General features: G+C 72.6%; 34 protein-coding genes. 1 reads left to right on the top strand and 33 read right to left on the bottom strand.

What is annotated here, in order from left to right; all coding sequences use genetic code 11:
• The 24 genes from A6V29_RS10710 to A6V29_RS10610 form a co-directional block, all read right to left on the bottom strand.
• A partial coding sequence (locus A6V29_RS10710; protein ID WP_137160272.1) for a hypothetical protein occupies window positions 1–278 on the bottom strand: 278 nt, incomplete at its 3' end.
• 42 nt (window positions 279–320) lie between these two features.
• Window positions 321–710, bottom strand: coding sequence for a hypothetical protein (locus A6V29_RS10705; RefSeq protein ID WP_137160271.1), 390 nt, complete (start codon window positions 708–710; stop codon window positions 321–323).
• Between the two features lie 15 nt (window positions 711–725).
• On the bottom strand, window positions 726–1112 hold the full coding sequence (locus A6V29_RS10700; protein WP_137160270.1) for a hypothetical protein: 387 nt from the start codon (window positions 1110–1112) through the stop codon (window positions 726–728).
• Between the two features lie 25 nt (window positions 1113–1137).
• On the bottom strand, window positions 1138–2094 hold the full coding sequence (locus A6V29_RS10695; RefSeq protein ID WP_137160269.1) for a hypothetical protein: 957 nt from the start codon (window positions 2092–2094) through the stop codon (window positions 1138–1140).
• A gap of 64 nt (window positions 2095–2158) precedes the next feature.
• Window positions 2159–3064 carry a hypothetical protein gene (locus A6V29_RS10690; protein ID WP_137160268.1) on the bottom strand — a complete coding sequence of 302 codons (906 nt, stop codon included), beginning with the start codon at window positions 3062–3064 and terminating at the stop codon, window positions 2159–2161.
• On the bottom strand, window positions 3064–3330 hold the full coding sequence (locus A6V29_RS10685; RefSeq protein WP_137160267.1) for a hypothetical protein: 267 nt from the start codon (window positions 3328–3330) through the stop codon (window positions 3064–3066). Before A6V29_RS10685 ends, A6V29_RS10690 begins: the two co-directional genes overlap by 1 nt.
• Complete coding sequence (locus A6V29_RS20920; protein ID WP_170977825.1) at window positions 3317–3493, bottom strand: hypothetical protein; 177 nt, start codon at window positions 3491–3493, stop codon at window positions 3317–3319. Before A6V29_RS20920 ends, A6V29_RS10685 begins: the two co-directional genes overlap by 14 nt.
• Before the next feature lie 8 nt (window positions 3494–3501).
• The gene (locus tag A6V29_RS10680; protein WP_137160266.1) at window positions 3502–4668 is read right to left on the bottom strand and encodes a Gp37-like protein; all 1167 of its coding nucleotides are present in this window, start codon (window positions 4666–4668) and stop codon (window positions 3502–3504) included.
• Window positions 4669–4671: 3 nt separating this feature from the next.
• Window positions 4672–5571 carry a phage tail family protein gene (locus tag A6V29_RS10675; RefSeq protein ID WP_137160265.1) on the bottom strand — a complete coding sequence of 300 codons (900 nt, stop codon included), beginning with the start codon at window positions 5569–5571 and terminating at the stop codon, window positions 4672–4674.
• Complete coding sequence (locus A6V29_RS10670) at window positions 5564–8557, bottom strand: phage tail tape measure protein (protein WP_137160264.1); 2994 nt, start codon at window positions 8555–8557, stop codon at window positions 5564–5566. Before A6V29_RS10670 ends, A6V29_RS10675 begins: the two co-directional genes overlap by 8 nt.
• Before the next feature lie 32 nt (window positions 8558–8589).
• A complete protein-coding gene (locus A6V29_RS10665) occupies window positions 8590–8925 on the bottom strand; it encodes a hypothetical protein (RefSeq protein WP_137160263.1) in 336 nt (111 codons plus the stop codon).
• A 26-nt stretch (window positions 8926–8951) separates the two neighbouring features.
• Window positions 8952–9470: a hypothetical protein gene (locus A6V29_RS10660; RefSeq protein ID WP_137160262.1), complete on the bottom strand. Its 519-nt coding sequence runs from the start codon at window positions 9468–9470 to the stop codon at window positions 8952–8954.
• Complete coding sequence (locus tag A6V29_RS10655; RefSeq protein WP_137160261.1) at window positions 9467–9976, bottom strand: hypothetical protein; 510 nt, start codon at window positions 9974–9976, stop codon at window positions 9467–9469. Before A6V29_RS10655 ends, A6V29_RS10660 begins: the two co-directional genes overlap by 4 nt.
• 3 nt (window positions 9977–9979) lie before the next feature.
• Window positions 9980–10279, bottom strand: coding sequence for a hypothetical protein (locus A6V29_RS10650; protein ID WP_137160260.1), 300 nt, complete (start codon window positions 10277–10279; stop codon window positions 9980–9982).
• Between the two features lie 12 nt (window positions 10280–10291).
• The gene (locus tag A6V29_RS10645; RefSeq protein ID WP_137160259.1) at window positions 10292–10723 is read right to left on the bottom strand and encodes an HK97 gp10 family phage protein; all 432 of its coding nucleotides are present in this window, start codon (window positions 10721–10723) and stop codon (window positions 10292–10294) included.
• Complete coding sequence (locus A6V29_RS10640; protein ID WP_137160258.1) at window positions 10720–11193, bottom strand: hypothetical protein; 474 nt, start codon at window positions 11191–11193, stop codon at window positions 10720–10722. The genes A6V29_RS10645 and A6V29_RS10640 overlap by 4 nt, the downstream gene beginning before the upstream one ends.
• Window positions 11193–11732 (bottom strand): head-tail connector protein, encoded by a 540-nt coding sequence (locus tag A6V29_RS10635; RefSeq protein WP_137160257.1) that lies wholly within the window; start codon window positions 11730–11732, stop codon window positions 11193–11195. Before A6V29_RS10635 ends, A6V29_RS10640 begins: the two co-directional genes overlap by 1 nt.
• Before the next feature lie 148 nt (window positions 11733–11880).
• The gene (locus A6V29_RS10630; RefSeq protein WP_137160256.1) at window positions 11881–12141 is read right to left on the bottom strand and encodes a hypothetical protein; all 261 of its coding nucleotides are present in this window, start codon (window positions 12139–12141) and stop codon (window positions 11881–11883) included.
• A gap of 113 nt (window positions 12142–12254) precedes the next feature.
• Window positions 12255–13511: a phage major capsid protein gene (locus tag A6V29_RS10625; protein ID WP_137160255.1), complete on the bottom strand. Its 1257-nt coding sequence runs from the start codon at window positions 13509–13511 to the stop codon at window positions 12255–12257.
• 81 nt (window positions 13512–13592) lie between these two features.
• The gene (locus A6V29_RS10620) at window positions 13593–14387 is read right to left on the bottom strand and encodes an HK97 family phage prohead protease (RefSeq protein WP_212719243.1); all 795 of its coding nucleotides are present in this window, start codon (window positions 14385–14387) and stop codon (window positions 13593–13595) included.
• Window positions 14384–15622: a phage portal protein gene (locus A6V29_RS20915; RefSeq protein WP_170977824.1), complete on the bottom strand. Its 1239-nt coding sequence runs from the start codon at window positions 15620–15622 to the stop codon at window positions 14384–14386. Before A6V29_RS20915 ends, A6V29_RS10620 begins: the two co-directional genes overlap by 4 nt.
• Window positions 15619–15792 carry a hypothetical protein gene (locus A6V29_RS20910; protein ID WP_170977823.1) on the bottom strand — a complete coding sequence of 58 codons (174 nt, stop codon included), beginning with the start codon at window positions 15790–15792 and terminating at the stop codon, window positions 15619–15621. Before A6V29_RS20910 ends, A6V29_RS20915 begins: the two co-directional genes overlap by 4 nt.
• Before the next feature lie 11 nt (window positions 15793–15803).
• Entirely contained in the window at window positions 15804–17249 is a 1446-nt protein-coding gene (locus A6V29_RS20905; protein ID WP_212719241.1) for a hypothetical protein, read from the bottom strand.
• A 23-nt stretch (window positions 17250–17272) separates the two neighbouring features.
• Window positions 17273–17527, bottom strand: coding sequence for a hypothetical protein (locus A6V29_RS10610; protein WP_137160253.1), 255 nt, complete (start codon window positions 17525–17527; stop codon window positions 17273–17275).
• A gap of 836 nt (window positions 17528–18363) precedes the next feature.
• Between A6V29_RS10610 and A6V29_RS10605 the strand changes: the two genes are divergently transcribed.
• Complete coding sequence (locus A6V29_RS10605; RefSeq protein WP_137160252.1) at window positions 18364–18609, top strand: hypothetical protein; 246 nt, start codon at window positions 18364–18366, stop codon at window positions 18607–18609.
• 5 nt (window positions 18610–18614) lie between these two features.
• On the opposite strand, the gene A6V29_RS10600 is transcribed toward A6V29_RS10605, so the two are convergent.
• The 9 genes from A6V29_RS10600 to A6V29_RS10565 form a co-directional block, all read right to left on the bottom strand.
• Window positions 18615–19502, bottom strand: coding sequence for a DUF7341 domain-containing protein (locus A6V29_RS10600; protein ID WP_137160251.1), 888 nt, complete (start codon window positions 19500–19502; stop codon window positions 18615–18617).
• Complete coding sequence (locus A6V29_RS21270) at window positions 19495–19740, bottom strand: DUF3263 domain-containing protein (protein ID WP_212719240.1); 246 nt, start codon at window positions 19738–19740, stop codon at window positions 19495–19497. The genes A6V29_RS10600 and A6V29_RS21270 overlap by 8 nt, the downstream gene beginning before the upstream one ends.
• 7 nt (window positions 19741–19747) lie before the next feature.
• Window positions 19748–20257 carry a hypothetical protein gene (locus tag A6V29_RS21265; RefSeq protein WP_212719237.1) on the bottom strand — a complete coding sequence of 170 codons (510 nt, stop codon included), beginning with the start codon at window positions 20255–20257 and terminating at the stop codon, window positions 19748–19750.
• Window positions 20254–20472 (bottom strand): hypothetical protein, encoded by a 219-nt coding sequence (locus tag A6V29_RS10590; RefSeq protein WP_137160249.1) that lies wholly within the window; start codon window positions 20470–20472, stop codon window positions 20254–20256. Before A6V29_RS10590 ends, A6V29_RS21265 begins: the two co-directional genes overlap by 4 nt.
• On the bottom strand, window positions 20465–20707 hold the full coding sequence (locus A6V29_RS10585; protein WP_137160248.1) for a hypothetical protein: 243 nt from the start codon (window positions 20705–20707) through the stop codon (window positions 20465–20467). Before A6V29_RS10585 ends, A6V29_RS10590 begins: the two co-directional genes overlap by 8 nt.
• Before the next feature lie 322 nt (window positions 20708–21029).
• Window positions 21030–21314, bottom strand: a complete 285-nt coding sequence (locus A6V29_RS10580) for a hypothetical protein (protein WP_137160247.1) — start codon at window positions 21312–21314, stop codon at window positions 21030–21032.
• 187 nt (window positions 21315–21501) lie between these two features.
• The gene (locus A6V29_RS10575) at window positions 21502–21882 is read right to left on the bottom strand and encodes a hypothetical protein (RefSeq protein ID WP_137160246.1); all 381 of its coding nucleotides are present in this window, start codon (window positions 21880–21882) and stop codon (window positions 21502–21504) included.
• Window positions 21879–22103: a hypothetical protein gene (locus tag A6V29_RS10570; RefSeq protein WP_137160245.1), complete on the bottom strand. Its 225-nt coding sequence runs from the start codon at window positions 22101–22103 to the stop codon at window positions 21879–21881. Before A6V29_RS10570 ends, A6V29_RS10575 begins: the two co-directional genes overlap by 4 nt.
• Window positions 22100–22426 (bottom strand): DUF6085 family protein, encoded by a 327-nt coding sequence (locus tag A6V29_RS10565; RefSeq protein ID WP_212719234.1) that lies wholly within the window; start codon window positions 22424–22426, stop codon window positions 22100–22102. The genes A6V29_RS10570 and A6V29_RS10565 overlap by 4 nt, the downstream gene beginning before the upstream one ends.
• Window positions 22427–22490 lie beyond the last annotated feature (64 nt).

Raw genomic sequence — 22490 nt, 5'->3', positions numbered from 1 at the left:
AGCAGCTCAGAGGCCGCCCTCTGGGACGCCAGCACCTCCTCGTCGGTGGTGACCAGCTGGCGTGCCCGCGGCACGGTGAGGTACTGCGGGAACGGGTCGGGCACCGGGGTGGGCGGCTGGCCGTCCACGGTGAAGCCGCTGTCCATGAGCTCGGCCTGCTGGGCGGGGCTCAGGCTGATCGGCTCGGTGAACCCCTGCATGAAGAGCAGGCCGCGGCCGGCGACGCGCAGGTAGCCGCTGAACGTGGCGTCGGGGTGGCCGACGATGACCTGTGCCATGCGAGAAGACTCCTGTCGAGGGGGTGGCGGGCGTGCGAGCGGTCAGCGGGGCGAGGGGTCGGCGGCGTGCTGCCCGGGCGGGTCGTCGGCCAGCGACTCCTGCTCGAGCTGGCGGATCACCGCGGCCGCGGGCATGCCGGCGCCGAGGAGTTGCCGCGCGCGGCCGATGAGGCCAGGGAAAAGCGCGGCGATCGCCGCGAGGTCGTCGACGGTGGCCGGCGACCACACGTCGGCGCGCGTCTTCCGCCCCTGGTAGTAGGGGGCGGCGATCGCCGCGGCCGCCAGGCCGACGCCGACCCAGTGGTGGACGACGCCGGGCACCGTCAGTCCGAGGGCGGCGAGCATGCCGGCGATCTGCACGTAGCGAGCGCGCAGCAGCGCGGGCTCGGTGTAGCGCAGCTGCTGCAGCGCGCTCTTGATCCGGTCCAGCATGGGGGCTCTCCTCGGTCAGCTCGGCAGGTTGGTGAGGATCAGGGACAGCAGGCCGACGACCGAGCCGAAGCCGGCGATGGAGGTGCTGACGGCGAAGCGGCGAGCCGCCGCCAGCTTCTCCTCGAGCGTCTTGCGCTCGGCGCTCTCGGCGGTGATGCGAGACGCGAGCTCCGCTTTCACCGCCTCGACGCGGGCGTCGGTCTTGGTGATCTCGTTGCGCACGTCGGAATGGCGCGACTCGTACTCGGCGCGCGGTACGAACTGCTGGCTGAGCTGCTCCACGCGGTTGCCGAGACCGGTCTCCAGCCTCACCACGTGGGACTTCAGATCGTCGATCTTCTCGAGGATCAGGCTGTCCACGGTGGGGCCGTCACGGTCTCCCCGCTGCACTGGCACGGTCACCTCAGCTCCCGGTCGTCCGGTGGGGTCAGGCGGGGACGACGACGATGGCGGCGCTGGCGATCGCGTCCGGCTTGGTCTCCGCCCCGTGGTTGTGCAGGGTGACGGCGGTGAACCACGTGACGTCGAGCGCGGCCTGGAAGCCTGGGGCGAGCCACTGCTTCCAGCCGTTGTCCGCCGTGATGAGCGGGTGGCCGGTGCCGTCGCCGCGGACGCCCTTGGAGTAGACGACCGCCCCGGACACGGAGTCGCCGGTGACGGTCAGCACGGCCTTGTGGTCCTTCGGCACGTAGGGGACGGTCAGGTGGACGCCTTCGCCAGCGGGGATCTGCATGGGGTCCTCCAGGACCAGGACGCGGGTGGGTGTGCTGCCGGCCGCGGCGCGGCCGGCGTCGGGGTGGTCGGGCATGAGCTCGGCGAGCGCGACCCGGCACTCGTGGAAGAACTCGTCGACCGGGAACGGCGCGGCCTGCGTGGTGCCGGGGTCGGTGCGGCGGCCGGGGTCGCGGTAGCCGTGGTAGGTGAAGCCGGACTCGCCGCGGTCGGACTGCGCTTTCGTGATCAGTCGGACGCGGGTCAGCGGAGCGCCGACGCTGCGCCGGTACTGCTGCTGCCGGACGAACGCGAGCGCGCCCTGCCGCAGGAAGCCGCGCCGCCGCTCGGGACTCATCCGCGCCCAGTCGGTGGTTCGGCAGGCGAAGCTGATGGACAGCGCCCAGTTGTTGGAGCCGGTGGCGTCGTGGAACGCCCCGTGCACGTACTCGACGAGCTGCAGGTTGGAGTCGGAGTCGGCGACGTCGTGGTAGGAGCCGGCGGTGGCGCGGCCGCGGATGTACTCGGCGAGGGCCTCGGCGCCGGTGTCGGGGCCGATCGTGTCCATCACACCTTCGGAGGTATGCAGCACCGTGCACCCGGTGAGCGGGTCGCGGCGCTCCTGGTACCACTGCGTGGTGCCGAGCTTCTTGCCGGTGAGGAACGCTGCCACGGGCACCTCCTGGGCATGGCGGCGGCCCGACCACCGGATGGCGGCCGGGTGGCGAGGGGACGGATCAGGGCGAGGCGGCCTGGTAGGTGAGGCTCGCCGTGTACAGGTCGCCGTTGGCCGGGATGGTCGGCAGGGACGCCCCGACGCGGGGCCCGACGACGATCTGCACGTTGGACCTCGACCCGCTGAAGTCCAGGTTGGCCACACCGGCGTGCACGGCGGTGCCCGCGTCCACGTAGGTCGCGACGCCCAGCGTGAACTCGGCCGGGTACCAGGCGGCGGCCGGCACCGGCAGCCCGAACCGGTAGTCGCCCGAGCCGAGGCCTTCGCCGAGGCCCAGAGACACCCACCGGAAGTGCATCTCGCACTCGATGGTGAGCGCGTCGATGCGGCGGTACCGGCCGATCCGGTTGGCCGCGTTCATCAACGGCTGGCTGCCGCCGGACGACGTCAGGGTGGGCGTGAACGGCTGCCAGGCGGTGTAGTGGCCGGCGCCGGACGGTGACACCCACGACCGCTCGTCGACGACACCACTGATCGCGGTTCCGCTGTCCGGCGGAACGAGGAAGCTGAACAGCGGCTCATCCCACTGGCCGTCCTCGTTCTGCTGCAGGGCCGGCGCGGCCGGCGAGGCCGACGGCGCGCCTTGCAGGACGACGGTCGTGACCGTCTTGGCGATGACGTCGCGGCGCAGGACCAGGCGGTCGCGGCGCCACAGCGAGGAGTTGGTGTTCGGCACGACCGGCTGCAGGGGCGGCGTGCCGGTGCGCTCGAAGCCGGCGCCCCGCACCTCGGCCCGGCCGGGGCCGGCGGACACGTTGAGCCCCGACGACCCGAACGCGAGCCCCCCGGTGGTCGGCGACACCGCTGGTGCGCCCAGGACGCCGGACGGCGCCCAGGTCGGGGAGTGCCGGTACCACTGGGCCTGGGCCCAGGGCGTCCCGTCGAACGGGCCGTAGACGTCCGGCACTATGCCTCCTCGGTCGGGGGTGCTGGCTCCAGCTCGGCGAGCCGGTCGGCCAGGGCGGACAGGTCGGCGCGCAGCTGCGCGGCCTCGGCGAGGGCGCTGCCCAGCAGGGTGAACAGCAGGTCGGACAGCCAGTAGGTGTCGTCGAGCCCGGCGGCGTTGGTCTCCACCTCGGCGATGGCCTGCACGATGGCCTGCCGCATCGTGTCGATGTCGACGTTGGGGTGCGGGGTGTGCAGGTCGAAGACGTACCGCTCAGATGCCGGCATCGCGCAGGGCGATCAGCCCGTCCAGCTCGGCCTTCGCGTCGTCGATGCGCTCCTGGTCGCGGGGGCGGGCGCGCTGGGCCGCGATGTACTCGCGGGAGGCGTCGATGATCGCCCGGTCCAGCTCCAGGGCGGTGAGCGCGGCCGGTGCGGGGGTCTCGTCCATGTGCGGGGTCACTTCCTGGTGATGAGGCCGGCGAGGGACAGCCCGACGGCGGCGAGCTGCTGCTGAGTCGGGGTGGGCACGGTGGCCTTGGCGTCGTAGGAGCCGATGGCCGGGCGGATGGACTCGGCGCCGGACGCGGCGACGTCGAGGCGGATCTCGCGGATGACGTCGGAGACGGTCGCCACCTTGGTCTGGCCGGGCAGCCCGACGTAGACGGTGACCAGGTCGCCGACGTCCCAGTCGCGGCCGTAGGTGGCGGCGTCGGTGTCGAGCAGCGTCACCGCCAGGGACACGGTCGGCCCGCCGTCGGCCAGGGCGTCCTCGGCCGCCTGGACGAGCTCGGCCACCTCGGCGGTGTCGCGGCGGTCGATGTAGGACCAGATCTGCCGGCCCCAGGCCAGTGCCAGCGGGTCGGAGGTGACCGCCAGCCGGCGCAGCCGAAGCCGCAGGTCGCCTTGGCCGGCCGCGAGTGCGTGGGTGAGCGACGGCGCGGTGATGCGGTAGTCGATGCCGGCCAGGTTCGACAGGTCTGCCGAGAATCGGATGTCGTCTGCCAGGTTCCGCGGGGCCACGACGTCTGCGGTGAGCTGGCCGGGCGCTGCGCGCATCCGCACGCCGAGGTTGGCGCCCGACACCACGGACATGAGGGTCAGCTGCTGCAGCACCGAGTTGAACAGGCCCGACCAGGGGCGGGACACCCCGACGCCGGGGTCCGCTCCGAGGGCCAGGCCAGGCACGCGCCGGTCGGCCCGGCAGGTGGGGCCGGCCTGGTCGGAGATGAGCTGCTGCATCGCGGTGGAGGCGACACCGCTGGTGGTCCAGTGGTCGTTGACCGTCTGGTCGTCCGCGGCGCGCAGCGGGTCTGGGAAGACGAGGCGGTCAGCGAGGTGGACGGCGTCCCCGACGCAGGATGCCTTGAGCACGGCCTCGCCGGTCTCGGCGCTCCAGGTCGGGTTGAGCTCCTCGACCAGCCCGGCGAACTCCTGGCGGCCGTCGCGCCACAGCTCCACCCCGTGGGAGGGCTGCAGCCGGTCCATGGCCTCAGGCGTGAACGGGGTCTCGATGATGGCGGTGTCCACACCGAGCCACCGCCGGACGGCTCGGGCCGAGGTGATCGGCAGCTCGAGGTCCAGGCCGTAGGCGGCGTCGCGAGCCCACATCGACCAGTCGGCCACCGGTCACACCCCCGCGTAGCGGGGCTCGAACTCTCCGGTGATGCGGGAGTCGGCCGTCGCGCCGGCCAGGGCGGCGGTGACGCGGTTGACGCCGGCGATGAGGGGCCACAGCGCGGGGTCGCCCTGCAGCGCGCCGGTGAGCAGTTCGCCGGGGACGGGGCCTTCGGGGCTGTCCACGAGGCGGCGCACGGAGCGGGCGCCGGGACGGGTGTCGATCCGCATGGACTCCCCGGGGCCCAGGGCGGTGTCGACGAGGATGCTGCGCCCGGTGGTCTGGTTGGTCAGCTCGATCGAGCTGCCGGGGCCGGTGATCGTCCACACCGGGTAGGCCGGCGCGTCGGTGTCGCTGAGGTCGACGGTGAACTGGCCCTGGATCGTCGAGGGTGACAGGACCAGCGGGAAGATCGGGAAGAACGTCGTCGGGGCGCCCAGCCCGAGCTCGACGCGCTGGGGGTCGCCCAGCCACCACGGCATCGGCGCGTACAGGCGCAGGATGAGCTTCCACCAGCGGCCCGGCATCGTCGTCTCGTCGGACTCGTCGCCCTCCGCGCCGCCCTCGTAGAAGCAGACGAGGCGGCGGGCACGGCCGTCTTCGGTGGTGACGGTGAGCGTCCCCGGGCCGGCCTTGGGGCGCAGTGCGTGGACGAGGGCCCGGGTGCGGGCCCGGAACTCGTCGACGTTGCGGGCCCGGACCAGCATGCCGATTGAGGGGTGGTTGGCCTCTGCCCGGACGGCTTGCACTTCGTCGCCGTCGATGCCGGCGTAGGACTGGGAGGTGAAGGAGTAGACGACCGACCGCAGGCCGCGGGTGCCCTCGGCCTGCCAGACGAAGCCGGCGCTCTCGTCGGAGAGATCCAGAGGCGGTGAGCCGTCGGCGGGTGTCCAGACCAGCCGCTCAGCCATGCAGGAACTCCTCGTCGGCCAGGAGCGCGACCAGCCTCCGCTCGTCCATGGGACGGGCGGTCCGGACGACCACGTTCGGGGCGTAGGTCCGCGAGTAGCTGGTGCTCGAGTTGGACACCGCCGGCGCGGCGGGGGCAGCGAAGGCCAGCTGCGCCGCGGAGGGGGCCGGCTGGCGCAGGGCGGCGAGGATCTGCGCGGTCTGGTCGGCGGGGGTGACGTAGCCCGACTGGCCGAAGGTGACCAGCTCGGGTCCCTTCTCGCCGACCAGGAACCGCTGGCCGGGCCAGACAGGGCCACCCGAGGCGCGGGCCTTGCTGCCGTTGGCGAAGTCGCGGCCGACGGTGGCGCCGGAGTCGTCGGTGATGATCCGGACCGTCTTGACGGCGGGCGCCCGGAGGAACGCGTTCAGCCCGTCGTAGGCCTCCTGGGTGTTCGCCCTGACCTCGACCGTGCCGTCGGGCAGCGTGTTGACGGTGAAGCCGAGGTCGCGCAGCTTCTGCATGGCCTGCTCGCTGAGCACTCCGACGTTGACCGTGTGCCCCGGGGGGAGACCGAGCACCTTGGCCTGCACCTCAGCGAGACGCTGCATCGTCTGCTGGTAGGTGGGCAGCTGGATGTCGACGGTGGCGGCGTCGGGGATCTGCAGGATGGAGTTCGCCAGCGCCCACGCCTGCTCCTCGGTCGCGCCCATCGCCAGTGCGGCCTGCACCAGCTGTCCGCGCCCCGCCTCGAGGGACGAGCGGAAGGAGTCGTAGGAGCCGCCGTTGGCGAGGATGGCGTTGGCCTGGTCCATCGCCGCCTTCGCCAGGTCGTCGAGCATCTCCTGGTTCTGGCGGCCGGCCTCGGTGGTTGCGTCGAGGGTGCGCTTCCACCCCTCTTCGCCCATGGCCTTGGTGATGGCGTCGATGGAGGCCTCGTACTTGCGGGTGGCGTCGCGGAGGTCCAGCGTCGGGCCGTTGAGGGCGTCCAGGGCGTCGGCGAGGTCCTCCGCGGCCGACGCGGCGTCGGAGGTGGCGCCTCCCAGCTCACCGGCCGCGTCCGCGGCGCCGCTGAGGGCGTCGCCGGACTTGATCGCGGCGTCACCGGTGAGCGCGGCGGCGGCGGCCATGCGCTCGTTCTCGGCCACGGCGCCACCCATGCCGTTGGCCAGGTCCTCGTAGGCGCCGATGACCTGCTGGAGCTCTCGCTTCTCGCGGTCGAGCTGGTAGAAGCGGTCGGAGTCGCCGTCGAGGCCGGTGTTCATCTCGGCCTCGATCTGGTCGAGGCGCTTCTGCGCGGCGCCGACGATCTCCTCGTAGGCGTCGCGCTGGCCGAGCAGGGCGTCGGTCACCCGGGGCAGGGCGATGCCGAGATCCTTCGCCCACTCGAGCAGCGAGCGGTTGGCGACCTGCTCGCTCTCTGCCTTCTGCGCTGCGAGGGCGCGGACGTTCTCGTTGATCACCCCGCCGGACTCGCGGAGCGCGGAGGCGAGGTCGCGCTGGTAGTTCGCCGCCGACTCGCTGGCTCGGGAGGAGTTGCCGAGCCAGGTGACCAGGCCTCCGAGGGCGAGGGTGGCCACGCCGATCGCCGCGCCCCAGGGCCCGGTCATGAAGAGCCCGAAGCGCCCCACGGCGGTCGAGGCGGCGGTGCCGGAGGTCGCCAGGATCTGCATCTCGGCCCGGAAGGCGAGGATCTTCGGGTAGGCGATCGCTGCGGCGCCGCCGAGCAGGCCGATGCCGGCGGCGAGCGCGCCGATGATGACGACGCTGGACTGCATCCAGTCGGGGAGCTCCTGGAAGCCTCGCGCGAAGTCCGCCACCAGCTCGGCGCCCTTCGCCACCACCGGCAGCAGCGTGCCGCCGATGTCGATCGCGGCATCGGTGATCTGGTTGCGGGCCATCTGCAACTGCGAGGCGGTCGTCTCGTACCGCTTGTTGGCCTCGTTCATCAGGGCGTTGTTCTCAGCCCAGGCCCGGTTGCCGGTCGCGAGGTGCCCGCCCAGCTTGTCGGCGTCGCCGGCCAGACGGAGCAGGGTGTCCGACACGCGGATGCCGGACAGGCCGAGGTCTCCGAGGGTGGCGTTGACGTCCTGGCCGCCCGCCTGGGCGCGCTGTAGCCCGGCGACGACCGTCTGCAGCGCGGAGGCGGCGTCGTCGCGCCACGCCTTGGCGAACTCGGATGCGCTGACGCCGGCGATGCGGGCGTACCTCTCCAGCTGCTCCCCGCCGCTGAGGACCGCGCTGTTCATATCCTTGATGACCTGGGAGATCGCGGTGCCGCCGGCTTCGGCTTCGATGCCGACCGAGGACATGGCGTTGGCCAGGCCGAGAACGTCGCCTTCGGTCATGCCGGCCTGGCGGCCGGCGGCCGCGATGCGCAGGCCCATCGCCATGATCTCGGCTTCGGTGCTCGCGCCGTTGTTGCCGAGCTCCACCAGGGCTGAGCCGAGCCGGTCGGCGTCGCTGGAGGACGTGCCCATGATGTTGGAGAACCGGGCCATGCTCGTCGCGGCGTCTTCGGCGGCGAGGTTGGTCGAGTAGCCCATGGCGATGGCGACCTTGGTGAACTCGACGACGTCCTGACGGGCGATGCCGAGCTGGCCGGCTGCTTCGGCGACGGCGGCGATCTCGCCGTGCGTGGCTGGCAGGGTGGTGGCCAGCTGGCGGAGTTCGCCCTCGAGGGCGGACAACTCCTCGGGGGAGCCGTCGATGGTCTTGACGACGCCGGCCCAGGCGGACTCCCAGTCGATCGCCGCCTTCGCCGCGATACCGAGCCCGGCGGCGATGACCGCTCCGGCGGTCATCGCCGCCCGGCCGACCGAGGCCATCGCCTCGCGCTGCTGGGCGGCCGCGGCCTCGGCTGCCTTGGCCTGCTTCGCGTGCTCCCGTTCCGCCCGCCGGTAGGCGGTGACCGACACCTCGGCGGCGTCGGCCGCAGCCTTGATCGCCTGCTCGGCCGACTTGGAGTCGCCGAGCATGCGGATGACGACGTCCTTGGAGAGGGCCATGGTTGCAACCCCCCCCCTCGCTGGTCAGCCGGTCAGTCGCGGGGCTTGCAGCGCGGGCAGGCCGCGGCCGGGCCGCGCGGCAGGATCACGTGCACACCGGGAGGGAGCCCGTCCTTGCCGACGGCCTCGGTGCGGCGGTGCTTCTGCAGGCAGCCGGGGCACTGATCGGACAGGTGCGCGTGGTGGGCGTGCCGGTTGTCGGCCCAGTCGTCGGGGTGGGTGCCGCAGCTCCCGCACCGGCGGGCTTCGTGGGCGGCCCACTCGACCGCCGCGTCGCGGTCCGATCGGAGCCACGCGGGGTCGCCCGGTCCGACGACCCGTCCGAGGAACACCGACAGGGGGATGCCGCGCGGCCCGCAGTACGCCATCCGGGCGGCGTGTAGCTGGTCGCGCCTCAGCCTTTTCCCTGGCGCCCGTCCGGGGTGTTGAGGTTCAGCCGCAGCAGGGTGTTGTTGATCAGCACCTTGTCGCCCTTGGAGTACTCCGGGCGGGCGAGCTGCTCGGTCCACCACTGCTCGTCGCGCAGCGTCTCGTCGATGCAGGAGGCGGCGAGCAGCGCGGCGCGGACATCGTCGAGGTCGATGTCGCCGGCCTCGTCCTCGGGCGCTTGGCCGAGAATCGCGTCCCACTCGTCGTCGGGCAGTGCCTGGAGCTCGACGTCGACGACGCAGCCGGCTTCCCGTGCGAGCGCTTCTTTCAGCGCGCCGCGCAGCACGATCGTGCGCTTCTGCTCGTCGTCGGTCTGCGGGCCGCCCTCGGCCTCGGTGCGGCCCTTGACCCTGCCCAGGTGCAGGTCGAGCGCCGCCCGGGCGGTCGCCACCTCGGCCGCGGCGGCGGCGATGTCCCCGACCTGCAGGGGGATCGTCGCCGTCCGCCGGGCCTTGGCCTCGATCCGGTCGCGGAGGCTGGTCACGGGGTGAGGGTCGGGATGACGATGTCCTTCACCTTGTGGATGCCGAACGGGATCGTGATCCGCGGGTAGTCCGACCCGTCCCACGACGGCACGTCGATGGCCGGCGCCACCTCGCAGTGGAACGTCTTCGCCGGCCGCGCGGTGACCAGGCCGCGGATCGCGTACAGCAGGTAGCCCTCGAGGGCCTCGTCGCCCTCGGGGTCGACGGCGAACTCGGCGGCGGCGTCGGTGCCCTCCTTGTCCATCGTGAAGGTGATGGACGAGGCGGCGAGGGTGTACTTGCCGGCGAGCTGGCCGTCGACACGGGACCCGCCGTTGCGGCGGGTGATCCACGACTGCTCACCGGTGAAGCCGGTGACGTCGTAGAGCTCGTTCATCAGCCGCAGGCCGCTGGCGATCTCGGCGGCGGTGGGGACGAGGTTCACCTTGTCGGCGATGTCCTCCATCCACACGATCTCGGAGACCGTGGGCTGGAAGAATGCCGTGGCGTCGGCGATCTCGGGCATGGGTCAGTCCTCCTGGTTCTGGCCCGGGTCGTCCCCGGCCGGGCTGGTAGGTTCGCCGGCGCCGACGGCGACCGGGGTCTCGGGGTCCTCGGCGAGGACGGTCTTGCGGGCCTTGCCGTCGCGCTCGAGCGCGAGGACGCGGGCGCGCTCGCGGGGCCCGGCGGCGGCGAGGTACTTCACGACGTCGTCGGCGTTGTGGGCGGCGGGGTCGTAGACCGACCACTCGTCGGGGTGCAGGCGCTGACGGCTCTCGGGGATGAGCTGCCAGCCGTACACCTCGTGGAAGGCGGGGATCAGTGCCATGGGTCCTCCTGGTCAGCGGAAGCCGGCGTCACGCGCGGCGGCCTCGTAGGCGTCCGCGCAGGCGGCTGCGATGTCGGCGCGGCGGCCGCGCACGGCCGGCCACAGGAACGGCCGGGTGGGCTGGGTGACCCACCGATCCCGCCGGCCGAATACGGGGTGACGAAAGGAGCCGCCCTGCCCCAGTCCTTCGTAGGGGCGGGCGTGCGGCGCCGACGACGCCGAGGCGCGCAGCACCACACCGATGCGGTCCGGCCGAACCTCGGACCGGGCGGAGATCGCGGCCGGGATGCGCGTCGACCAGGACCCGGCGCGGGACTTCGCGTCCGACTCGGCGGCCCGGCCGGCGCGCTCGAACGCGACCCGCAGGTGTCGCCGCCCGGCCGCGCCCATGCGGTGCAGGTCGCGGGCGAGCTGCGCCATCTGCACCGACGCCGGGGTGGTCACGGCAACGCCACGACGATGACGGTGAACAGGCACATGACGCCGCCTCCCTGTTCATCGATGACCTCGGCCCACTGCTGCTCGTCGATGCGCGCGGTCGCCGGCGTGCCGTCCTCGAGTTGGGCGACGGCACGCAGGGCCGCGTGCAGGGCGGTGATGACCTGCTCGACGGCAGCGCGGTGCCGCTGCAGGTCTCGGTCGCCGTCGCCGGAGAAGGCCAGGCAGGCGATCGCCGACGTCTCGCGCACCCGGCGGCCGGCACCGAGCTGCTCGCGCAGCACGGTGACCGTGTGGTTGCTGGTGAGGGACTCGATCTCCGGATCCCAGGTGCCGGCGATGGTCACCTGCCGGGACTGGTACTCCTGCTGGTCGTTGATCCCGGCGAGCACGACGACGTCGTCCAGGTCGCCGACCATGGCGCCGGCCGCGGCCTGCTCGACCGTGCGGACGGCCGGTGACGCGGTGTCGGGCATCAGGCGAACCCGGGCAGCGTGTACGGGCCCATCAGCGTGGCGGCCCGGTTGGGGATCGCGAAGCCGCGGCCGGTCGGCGGCTCCGGCGCCTGGCCCGGGCGCGGGCTGCGGCCGGGCACGCGCTGGGTTTCCCACAGGTGCGCGGCGATGATCAGCACGGCCTCGTGGAGATCGGCGAGGCGCTCATCGGTGGCCACGTTCCGGGTCGTGGTGATGTCGATGGCCCAGGCCCCTGCGCGTCGGTATGGGACGCGGATGATGCCGGACAGGAGGTTCGTCGCCCCGTCCGCGAGCTGGACGACTTGCCCGGCGGGGTCGCGCACCTCCGCGACGGTGGCCAGGCGGGTGGCCGGCAGCACGAGGTGGTCGCCGGAGAGATGCGCCGTCACGGTGACCGTTGACGGTCCGAGCGGTCCGCAGCGCTTGGCGACGTGGGCCTCCGCGGCGTCGAGCTTGCGCTGCAGCTCGTCGTCTTCGTCGCTCGGGCTGGCGGGCTTGTTCAGGTGCTCCTTGAAGTCAGCCAGATCGACGACGCTCACCGTGTCTCACACCCCTTCGGCTCGATGGGGCGGGTCACGGTGGCGGCCACCTCTCCCCCACCGCGCTCCGGCGTCTCCGGCGGCGCCGCGGGCAACGACTTCGGCGGCGGATCCACGGGAGCACGGCGGGGGCGAGAGGCCACGGCGGTCAGCTGCTCGAGCTGCCCGACCGGGACGACTTGGCCGGGGCCTTCGTCTCGGTCTCGTCGGTGGTGGCGGCCGCAGCCGACTCCTCCGGCACCTCGACGGTCTCCTGGGTCTTGTCCCGGAACTCGTTGAAGCTGCTGGCGGCCTTCACCTCACCGCCCTCGTGCAGCACCTTGAACCCGGGCGTCTGGTCGGGGGTGCCGTCGGTGCGCAGCGACGGCATCGCGACGACGTCGACCTCGGTCTTGGGGGTCTGGCTCACGGTGGGTCCCTCCTCATGCGGGTGGCGCGGGCACTACGGGGCCCGCTTCCGGTCTCGGCGGTGCGATGGGCACCCGGCGGGAGCGTGGGTGGTCACGCTCCCGCCGGGATGGGTCAGGACGCGGCCTGGACCAGGACCTTCGCCGCGGCGGCGTTCTGCACCTTGGCGTCCCACCGCTGGAAGCCGAGGAACCCGACCTGCAGGTAGTCGGCGTACCGCTCGGTGAGCCGCATGACCTGGGCGCCGCGGACCTGCCGGACGACGTACGCCTCGCGGATGTCGCCGAACGCGACGGTGCGGGCGCTCGCCGCCGGGGCGGCGATCCCGTTGTCGATCGTGTACGGCCGTCCGTTGAGCAGCGAGGGCACGCCGGCCTGGGTGGACGGCTGCCAGATGTAGTTCTGGTTGCCGTCCTTGGCCTTGCGCAGCGCCTTGATCGCGGCGTCCGCCAGGACGTACCGGCCGTTCATCCGGTAGGCCGGGTCCACCGAGTGCTCGAGCTCGATGAGGTCGTCGAAGCTGATGACTGCCGCGCCGGCCGCGGTGGCACCGACCGAGAGGCCGGTCATCAGGCCCTGCGGCTGGCCGGTGCCGCTGCCGGTCGCCAGGTGCACGGCCAGCGCCCGCGCGATGCGGGTGCCGACCTTGCGAGCCAGCCACGCCTCGACGTCGATGCCGGCGTCCTGCAGGAACTGCAGCGAGGCGCGGATCATCTTCGAGGTGTAGGTGTAGGCGCCGAGCGACGCCTGGCCGAGGGTGGCGTCCTGCTCGGTGACCTGGGTGTTCTCCGAGAGGATCGCGCCCATGTTCGAGGTGTCGTCCTCGGTGGGCCAGTTCATCGGGGCGCCGGTGTCGGTGGGGATGACGTCGGCGACGGCGAGGATCCCGCCGAATGCCTTCGCGACCTCGACGAGGCGAGCGACGAACTCCTTCGGGACGGCGTAGCCGCCGGCGGCGTCGGTGCCGACCCCCTGGGCGCGGGTGTCGAGCTGCTCGAAGCGGCCCTCGAGGAGCTGCTGCTGCCGGGCGTCGAGCCGGCCCAGGCCGCGGCGGACGTACAGGTCGAACGCCGACCGGTACTCCTCGTCGGGCTTGGCGCGCTCCTCGCCGTCCTCGTCGACGCCGCCGCGCGGGTTGGTGCCGCGCTGCTCGCCCGGGTCGGAGCCCTCGAACAGGCGCTCAACGCGCTCGCTGCGCTCCTCCTCCTCGATCTCCTGGGAGAGGCGCTCGATGTCGTCGAGCAGCTTGCCGCGGGTCTCCCCGTCCTCGGCGTTGGGGGCGCCGTCCTTCTCGGCCCGGGAGCGGGCGTCCTGGTACTGGCTCCACAGCGCGGCGCGCTGGTCCAGCTTCTTGCGCAGGCTGGCCTTCATGGTGGTTCTCCTCGCGTGGCTGATGCCGCCGCCGGCGGGTGCCGGGGGGCGGTCGGGTGGGTGGGGCTCGGCGGGCCGCCGCTACTGCCGCGGCAGCCCGTAACGCGCGACGAGCGCGTGGGCGCGCTCGTCCTCCCTCTGCGAGCCCCGGGTGGCGTCAGCCGGCGCGGGGTCGTTCTCGTCCCGGGTGGTCTCTCCCGGCGCGGGACGCTCGCCCTCAGAGGTGTGGGCGGAGTCGGTGGGCAGCCCGCGGGCGGCGCGGACCTCGTCGGCGAGCTTGCGCAGGCCGGCGTCGGTGTCCTCGTACGCGGGGAAGGTCACCGCGGACACCTCGAGGAGGCGGAGCTCGAGCAGGCGGCGGAGATCGGCCTGCTCCGTGGTGGTCTTGCCGTCGGGCCCGGTGACCTCGACCTCGATGGTCGACCACTCGTCGCGGACGACGTAGAAGCCGAAGCTCATGCCGGTGATACGGCGCTTCTCGAGGTTGCGCACCAGGTCCCGGACATAGGAGAGCTCCTCGTCGAGCGGGTCGACGGTGGTGGCCAGGCCGATGTCGTCCTCGGCCAGCCGCAGGTCGCCGGCGGAGACGCGGGCGACCAGCAGACGGGAGTCGTGGTCGACGAGGAACCGTGCGTCGCCCTCGTCGAGGGTCTTGGTGAAGGCTCCGGGCGCGATCTCCTCGTACCAGCCCCAGCGGAGCGGATTGCCGATCGCGGTGCGGGAGTCGAAGACCGCGGCGTGCCCGGTGAACACCTTCGCCGGGTTGTCGCCCTCAGCGCGGGTGACAACCCGGGCGTCGGTGATGGTGAGCGGCCGGGTGCGGCGCTCGAGGATCTCGCTGGCTCCGGCGGTGCGGAGCAGGGTCGCGGTGCTCACGAGTCGTCGTCCTCCTGATCTTCGTCGTCGGACTCGCCGCGGCCGGGGCGCTGCGACTCGGCGGACTGGTTGTGCGGCAGGTACGGCTCGTCACCCCAGGCGACGTGCTCCATGTCCTCGAGGTCGCGGACGTTGTTGGGGGTGAGCCAGCCGCCGGTGATGCCGGCGTTGTAGAAGGCGGCGCGGGCCTTGGAGTCGCCGCGCAGCAGGCCTTCGAGCTTGAACTTCGCGCTCTCGGTGCGCGGGTCGAGGATCTCTCGGTCGATCCGCTGCTCCATGCGCTGCATGTAGGGCGCGAGCGTGACCACGACCAGGGCTCGGAACTGGGATTCGATGCCGGTGCCCCAGCTGGTGGACTTCTCCTGGTCGTTGATCAGCCAGCCGGGCACGCCGAAGATGCGGGCGATCTCGGTGGTGGAGAACTTGCGGGTCTCCAAGAACTGGGCGTCGGCCGGCGACATCGACAGCTCGTGGAACTTCGTGTTCCGGTCGAGGACGGCAACCTCGTAGGCGTTGTCGATGCCGGCGAGCTTCGCCCGCCACCGGTCCTTGAGGATGGTGGCCTGGTCTTCCTCGAGCGGCTGATCGGTGGACAGGAAGCCCGACAGGAGCATCCCCTGCCGGTACAGCTTCTCGGCCATCGCCTCGGCGCTGCCGGCGAGCTCGAACGTGCGCCGCAGCCGGCCAACGACGGACACGCCCTTGATGCCGTCGAAGGACAGTCCGGGGATGTGCATGATGTCCCACTCGGTGAGGGGGACCTTCCCGTCGACGGTGAACTTCTTGACGTAGGGCATGCCGACGGCGGCTGCGTCCTCGCCCTCGACGATCTCCACCTCGACCCGGGCCGGGTGGATGGGCACGAACTCGGCGAACCGCCCGTCCCGCGTGCGGTGCTTACGCCAGTAGGCGTTGCCCCACAGCGCGATGTGCGCGGTCGTCATTTCGTGCCGCTCGAACGGTGTCATCCCGACCCGCTCGGCGCTGAGCGCGGGGATCCGGACGGTCCTGCGGGTCTCCGGCTCGAAGGTGTGCAGTGGGCAGGATGCCACCAGGCCGGAGATGATCTGCACGCACCGCAGCGCGGCCCCGACCGCGGTGGGGCCTTCGCGCTGGAGCGGGTTGCCGGACCAGACCTCGCCGGCGTCGGTGATCTGGGAGAGCAGCCGGCCGCCGGTGAGCGGGGTGTTCGGGTTCTCCACCGAGCGGCGGAGCGCCGCGAGGGCTCCCCTCACCGGGCCTCGCCGTCCTCGACGGTGACCGCGCCTGTGCCGCGGGCCTCGAGCACGCCGAGGGTGATGAGCCCGGTACCGAGCACGATCAGACCTGCCCACACGCTGAGCAGGCCGGTGACGCCGGCGACGACTGCGGCAAGGCCGGCGAGGAGGTAGAGGGCGGGAAGCATGTGCAGCCTCCTCACCAGATGTTCGGCGTGGATGCGACGGCGGGCAGCGCGTGCATGGCCATGGCGGCTGCGGCCGCGGGGCTGACGTCGATGTCGCCGTCTCGGTCCAGCGCCCGAGTGGCGCCGCGGTTCTTCCACTGGCCGCCGCGGATGGCGGTGTTGAGCGCCGGCTGGTTGCCGTGGCGGACGCTGCGGGCCTCGATGGCGTTGGCCAGCGCGTTGTGCGCCTCGGCCTGGTCGGCTTCGCCGGGTTCCTCGGCGACGTCCTCGGGCAGCAGCCCGCGTGCGTTGGTGTCGACGAGGACCCGGCCGTTCCATCGGCGCCGGAGCTCGGCGATGCGCTCGGGCACCCAGGCCGTGCCGGGGCGGTAGTCCAGAGGGCCGTCCTCTTCGAAGGTGAGCATGACCTGCCGGGCACCGTCGGGCCGGCGCCAGGCGACGGCGATCGCGCACCAGGACCGGTCACGCGGGGTGGCGACGGCGAACACCGGGCCGCGGCCGCGCTCCGCGGCGGGGTCGGCGAGGTCCTTCCACCGGTTGAAGTCGAAGGCGCCACCGTCTTCGGAGGGTGGGTCTTCCCACCAGGTGTAGAACTCGCGGGAGAACTCGCGCGGGGTGGAGGCCAGCTTCTGTCGCTGGCCGAGCATCGAGCGCTCGGTGACCCGGCCGGCGCGCAGCCCGGGTGCGCACCACCGCCACAGCTCGCGGTCGTTCAGGGCGCAGCCGGCGGTGTCGAGCTGGTGTGCGCAGGTTTCGCCGTCCTGGCAGGCCCGGAACGGGGCACCGTGCTCGATGTAGGCCAGGGATGTGTCGGTCCCTGACCGGCCGCGCTCGCGCAGCGAGCGAAGGTGCGCGGACTGCAGCATCCCGCCGGAGGCGCCGTAGCGGACCTGGGCGTCGTCGATGGTGACCAGCGTCGGCACGAGCGCCCCCAGGTCGCCGGGCTGGACGTACATCGCCTCGTCCATGGTGATCCGGCCGGTGGTGAAACCTCGGCCGGATCGCCCCGAGCGCGCGTGGAACTCGATCGCCGACTCGCCGTCGTCGAACTCGATTGCCTCGTCGCCGTGGGACTCGCTGATGTTGGAGATCCGCTCGGCGTAGTCCGGGTGGCGCTTGAGGCGCTTGACCAGGTCCTCGAACGTCTTCCTGGCTGTCCGGAACTGGTGAGCCGTCCAGATGTGGACCGGATGGCCGAGGAAGAGCACGTCCATGACGGCCGCCACCACGAGCGTGACGGACTTCCCGACCACCTGCCGACCGCCGACGACGCAGAACTCGCCGCATGCCGGCAGGCCGTCGTCGTCCTCGGCGAGGATGGCGTCCAACGACCACTGCTGGTCGACGTCGAGATCGAACCCGAGGTCGCTGGCCACCCGGACGGCCAGGTCGCCGTCGGTGCGGGCCCATCCGGTGTCGGCCGACCAGCCCGGCGCGGTCTTCCACAGGGGGCCCATCTCCGTCGCCGGTGGCAGTGCGGTCACACGGCGCCCTGGGCACGCTCGCGCCGGCGGCGGGCCAGCTCGTCGCGGATCTCCTGCACCGACGACGTCGGCGCGCCGACTCCCTTGAGCGCCAGGGCCATCGCCTCGCGAAGCTCCTTGTTGGCCGCGGCGCGCGCCGAGAGGGTGGCCGCTGGTGCGTCGGCCATCTGCTGCGCCAGGTCGAGCGCAGCCTGCCCTTCCCAGGTGTCCAGCCGGTCGGCCTCGGTCAGCTTTGCGATGACCGCGGCCACGATGCCAGCCGGCGCCGGAGCGGAGGCCGCTCGCCGCGTGGCCAGGTCGACCGGCTGCGCGGAGCTCTCGACGGCTGCCAGCCCGCCGGCCCGGTGAGCCCGTGACCGGCAGGTGCTGTTGCAGAACCGCGCTCGAGGCGACGTCGAGCTGAGCGGCTTGCGGCATGACGCACAGTGACGGTCCATCCGTCACCTCCTGCGTTGCAACGTTGCAACGCCCCACGTAGGGGGGGAAAGCTCGACAGGCGGGTCAGAACGGGGTGAGGGTCCAGAGATCCGGACGCCCCCCACACCCCTGGGGTGATCTCGGTCGGCCGCGAGGTGCAAAACCCCAGGTCAGCGCCTTGTCACCAAGCCGCGGGCGGCGCTGGCGGGGTGGCTGGCCCTCGCCCTTGTTTTCGCCGAGCTCACGCCTGGCGATCCCGAGGCCGGCCGGTCACCAGGCCAGGCGGGTCACCTCCTGCGCGGCGCGGCCCTTCCGGGCACCGGCCACGACGTTGCAGCGGACGCCGCAGTCAGGGCAGGGCGAGCCGTGGGCGAACCCAGCGTACCCGGACCGGTCGTCGCGGTGGTCGTAGTGCAGACCAGGACCCATCGGGCCGAGCCGGTGCCCGCAGCGGGTGCACGGGTCGTCGGGGTCGTGGAGCCTGGCCGCCTCAGCACGGGCCCGAGCATGGGCCGGGCCGTAGTCCGAGGAGCGAGGTCGGGCGCGATCCCAGGGCACCGAAGTCACCTGCCTCCGGGCATGGCTCACCGCCGGTGGTGCACACGGTACAGCCAGTCGCCACTCTCGGTGTGCGCTCTGGCTACGCAACGGCGTGTCTACCGTTCCAGAGGTGCAGTGGAGGCCGACCCCGGACGAGGACCTGGAGCGGGAGATCAGCGCCGCGCTGAGCCGGCCAGGCGCGTCACGGGTAGTGCCGACCAGGCCGGTCGGCTGCAGCGACGGGCGGTCGGGCTGGCTGTGGGGGCGTATGCGCACGGCCGCGGGTGCGTGGCTGGGGCTGGCGACCCTGTACAGCTCGCCGTGGGAGTACGAGCTGACCTGGCAGCCAGCCGATCAGCTGCGCACGCTGGACTGATCTGGTCAGTCCTCCGCTGGCTCGTCGCCCGTGCTCGTCGTCCAGGCCGTCGACCCGCCCAGCTGCTCGCCGAGCTGCTCGAGGCCTTCACCGCGCCACCAGTCCCCGCCGCACGCCCGGCAGGTGACGTGGCGGACGCGGCCGTCGTGGAACTGGACGACGAGCGCCGGGTCGTGGAAGGTCTCGACGCCGCTGGCGAAGGCCTCGCTGGGCTGCTCGCGGATGGCGTAGGTGGCCTCGCAGGCGGGGCAGGCCTTGCCGCGGACGGGTCGGGTGTCGATCGACTCGTCGTCGCTGCCGAGGGCGGTCTCGACGCGGGCGACCCAGTAGCGGTACTGGTCTGCCCACCAGGTGATGAGTTCGACCTCGCGGGTGTCGGCGACCACAGCAGCGAGGTGGCGCAGGTCGGAGGCGGTGTCGTGCTGGAGGCGCCCGCTGTCGCGGCGGGCGGCCTGGTCGGCGGCCGCGCGGGCGGCACGCTCGACCAGGCGGCCGGCGACGTCGGGATCGTGCAGCGGTCGCCCGGTGTCGTCGACGAGGGCCGGCGGGGTGGCGGCCCGGCGGCGGTCGGTCGTAGCGTCGACCTCGAGGCGGGGGCGCTCGCCGTGCTCGATGAGCGCGTCGGTGACCAGGTCGGAGATCTCGGCGGCGAGCGCGACCTTCTCGAGGTTGATGGGCGGCCGGCTGCCTGTGCCGCCGGCGCCGTGGCCGCCGCCGGTGCTGCTGCTGTCGACCTCGCGGATGAGCTGGGTCCAGAGGCTGGGCAGCTCGAAGTACTCGATGCGCGCCCGGGCGCCGGGGGTCTTGCGGACCACGCGTTCGCGGCGGGCGCGGGTGAGGCGGTCGACCCAGCGCCACAGGTCGCCGGTGTCGACGGCGACGCGGTCAGCCACGGGTGTCCTGCCGGTCGCGGTAGGAGAGGCGGGAGGCGCGCAGCCGGCGGAGGCGGTGGACGAGCACGGGGTCCTCAGCGAGGGCGTCGGGGGTGTCGATGATCCGAGACAGGCGCTGGTAGTAGCGGACCGGGGTGAGGCCGAACTGCTCAGCGATGGCCTGCCCCTTGCTCCAGCTATCACGCCAGTGCTGCCGCTCGAAGCGGAGGATGCCGAGGTCGTCAGGGTCGAGCGGCACACGACGGTCATCGGCGGGACCGGGAGGCGAAGGGAGCGGTACGGGCGACTGATCGGGTGGCGCTGTGATGGCGGGGCCTCCGCTGCCTGGTGACGTCGGTGTTCGGGCCGGTGTGGCGCTGCTGGCGCAGCCGAAGCGCCCGTGTGCGGAGGTCATCGACGTCGTCGTCGGCGGTGGTGTCGGCGGCTAGGGATGCCAGGGTCTCCGCGAAGCGGGATGCCTCGGCGGACGAGAGCGAGAAGAGCTCCGTGATCCTCTCGGCCATGCTCCGGAAGGCGTCGGCCACGGGCAGTAGGAGCCCATCCGCGTCCTCGAGCCGCTGCCACGGGCCGGAGGGGGCGCGACCCGGTGGTGGCGTGCCCGCAGGAGCGAAGAAGAGGGCGGCATGACGCCGGACCGGCAGGCTGTGCGCGGCCGGCCGGTTCGGCGACCAGCGCATGGCGTCCGGGCCGACCGACCAGTCGGCGAGCGCCCCGTCGATGGAGTCGATGACGTGCTGCGTGTGGTCGCTGCTCAAGCGCGCTCTCCCATCAGGTAGCCGGCGGCGAAGGCGCCGGCGGCGGTGACAGCGGTCGCGGCCACGACCGCCTCAGGTATCTCCCAGGTGGCGGCCCGGTAGGTGACGACAGCCCAGACGACAGCGATCGCCACCCACATGGCCAGCCGCCAGTCGATGACGCGGCGGGCGCGGCCCTTGCCGCGGTGCCAGCCCGGCGCGCGGTCGTCAGGCACCGGCGATCTCCACGGTCTTGGTGCCGTCGTCCAGGAGCCACACGCGGCGGCCGTCGTCCAGGTGCAGCGGGATGGTCTGCGGGTCGGCCGGCTCGAACTTCGAGATCAGCCAGCCCAGCGTGCGGGCATGGGAGCGTCGGGACTCGATCTCGCCGTGGCAGCCGGTCGTGCCGCTGCCGCACACCAGCACGAGCAGCGACAGCCGGTGCGCCGACGCCAGGCGGGTGCCGCCCATGCCGCGGGGCTGGCGGTGGTGGATCGAGCGGGGGCGGTGCTCGACCGAGACACCGCACCGGATGCAGCGCATCCGGTCCCGCTCGAGCACCGCGGCCCGCGCGCTCGGCGGGATCTCCCCAGCCCTGGCGGAGCCGGAGCCGGCGAGTCGCTCAGCCCGCGGCCGGGTCGCGATGGAGCGACTCGCCTCACCGGCCCGCGGCGGAACGCGGCCAGGGGCCAGCATCGACGACCGACGCAACGGTGTCGACCGCGCGAGCGGTGAGCGCTTCACCGGCTGCCGCCGTCCACGACCGCCTGCTCGAAGTCGCCCCTCTGGGCGGTCACAGCGGGCCGCCGCAGGAGCCGCAGACCGCCTCGTTGCCGTCCGGCCAGTGGAGCTGACACTCGGGGCCGTCCTCCTCGGTGTCGTTGTGCACGGGGCAGGGGCGGCCGGTCAGGCAGCCGATGCAGATCGAGCCGCCCTCGCAGGTCACGTCGTCGCAGGGGAACGGGCAGTGGTGCTTGATCCAGGCGTCGACGCCGCAGGTGTCGCAGGTCCCCCACGCGCCCGGACCGCAGGTGCACACCGCTGGCTGTGCGGGCTCGCCCCTCTGGGCGCCGGTCACTGGGTCACCGCCAGGCGCGGTGGCTGCCCGCAGCCGGAGCAGCAGACGGCCCACGCGCCGCTCGGGGTGACTGTGCGACCCTTGCCCTTGTGGTGGCGTACAGCGCCGTCGCTGGCGCGGAGTGCCTTCCGCTCGCCGCAGCCGGAACAGACTCCGTACCGCTGGGCGGGCTCGCCCCTCTGGGCGGTCACAGCAGCGGCTCCCAAACCCGGCGCATGTGCTCGGCGCGGACGATCAGCCAGTCGCGGATCGCGGGCTCGTCCTCGCGCTGCACGGTGACGCTCACCGACCGATGGATGGCCTTGCGCTGTCCGACATAGAACAGGTCCAGGGTCTCCGGCGGCATCTCCTCGTCGGGCTCGTAGTCGTCCGGGTCAGGGACCTGCCAGTCCCAGCGGTAGACGAGGTTCATGTCGAGGTCGTCGTCTCCCGCGTCCTCCACGAACTCGACCCATGACCCATAGGCGGCGTGGTAGTCGCGCGAGAAGTAGTTGCCGTGGGTCGAGTAGTACGGGTGGTCGACCTCCCACAGGTGTCGCTCGAAGTGGCCGCTCTGGGTGCCGCTCATCGGGTGCCTCGCGCCGCCGCCGTCGGGACCTGGCTTTGCAGGGCGTCAGCGACGTCGTCGGCGCGCACATACAGGACGCCGTCGATGCGCTTGCCGCGGATCGGCGGCAGAGCACCACGGGTCGGCTTCTTCTTCGTGTCCCGCTGGGCGGCCGCCGCGGCCTGACCCAACGGTGTGCCGGCGAAACCAGCCGCGCCGAAGAGATCACCGAAGCCGCTCATGCCAGCGGCTCCCAGATCGAGTCGCCGTAGGGCTCACGGACGCGGTACCGACCGGGCGCCTCGGGTGGTCCGTCTTGCTGCTGCAGCCACTCGTGCAGCGGGCAGGTGAACAGCTCGTCGTCCAGGCGCTCCCGGAGCGGGTGCTGCACCGAGAACGTCTCCTCGGCCAGGACGACGACGTGCTCGGTCTCCCGGTCCGCGAGGATCTCGTCAACTGCGTCCGATCGAGGGCACAGCGCGTAGGAACAGGTGACGTGCCCGCCGTCGCCGACGAACAGCGTCTGGCCGCAGCCCATCGGGCAGTGGCCGGTGATCTCGATCAACGTGGGGCTCCCTTCGTGGGTTCGGGTCGGTGGGCTTCGCGGTAGTCGTCGCAGGCGGCCATCC

The sequence above is a fragment of the Blastococcus sp. CCUG 61487 genome (assembly GCF_005222955.1).
Taxonomy (GTDB): Bacteria; Actinomycetota; Actinomycetes; order Mycobacteriales; family Geodermatophilaceae; genus Blastococcus.
Note: the sequence above shows the minus strand (reverse complement) of the source record. Positions and strands in the feature narration are given on the sequence as shown.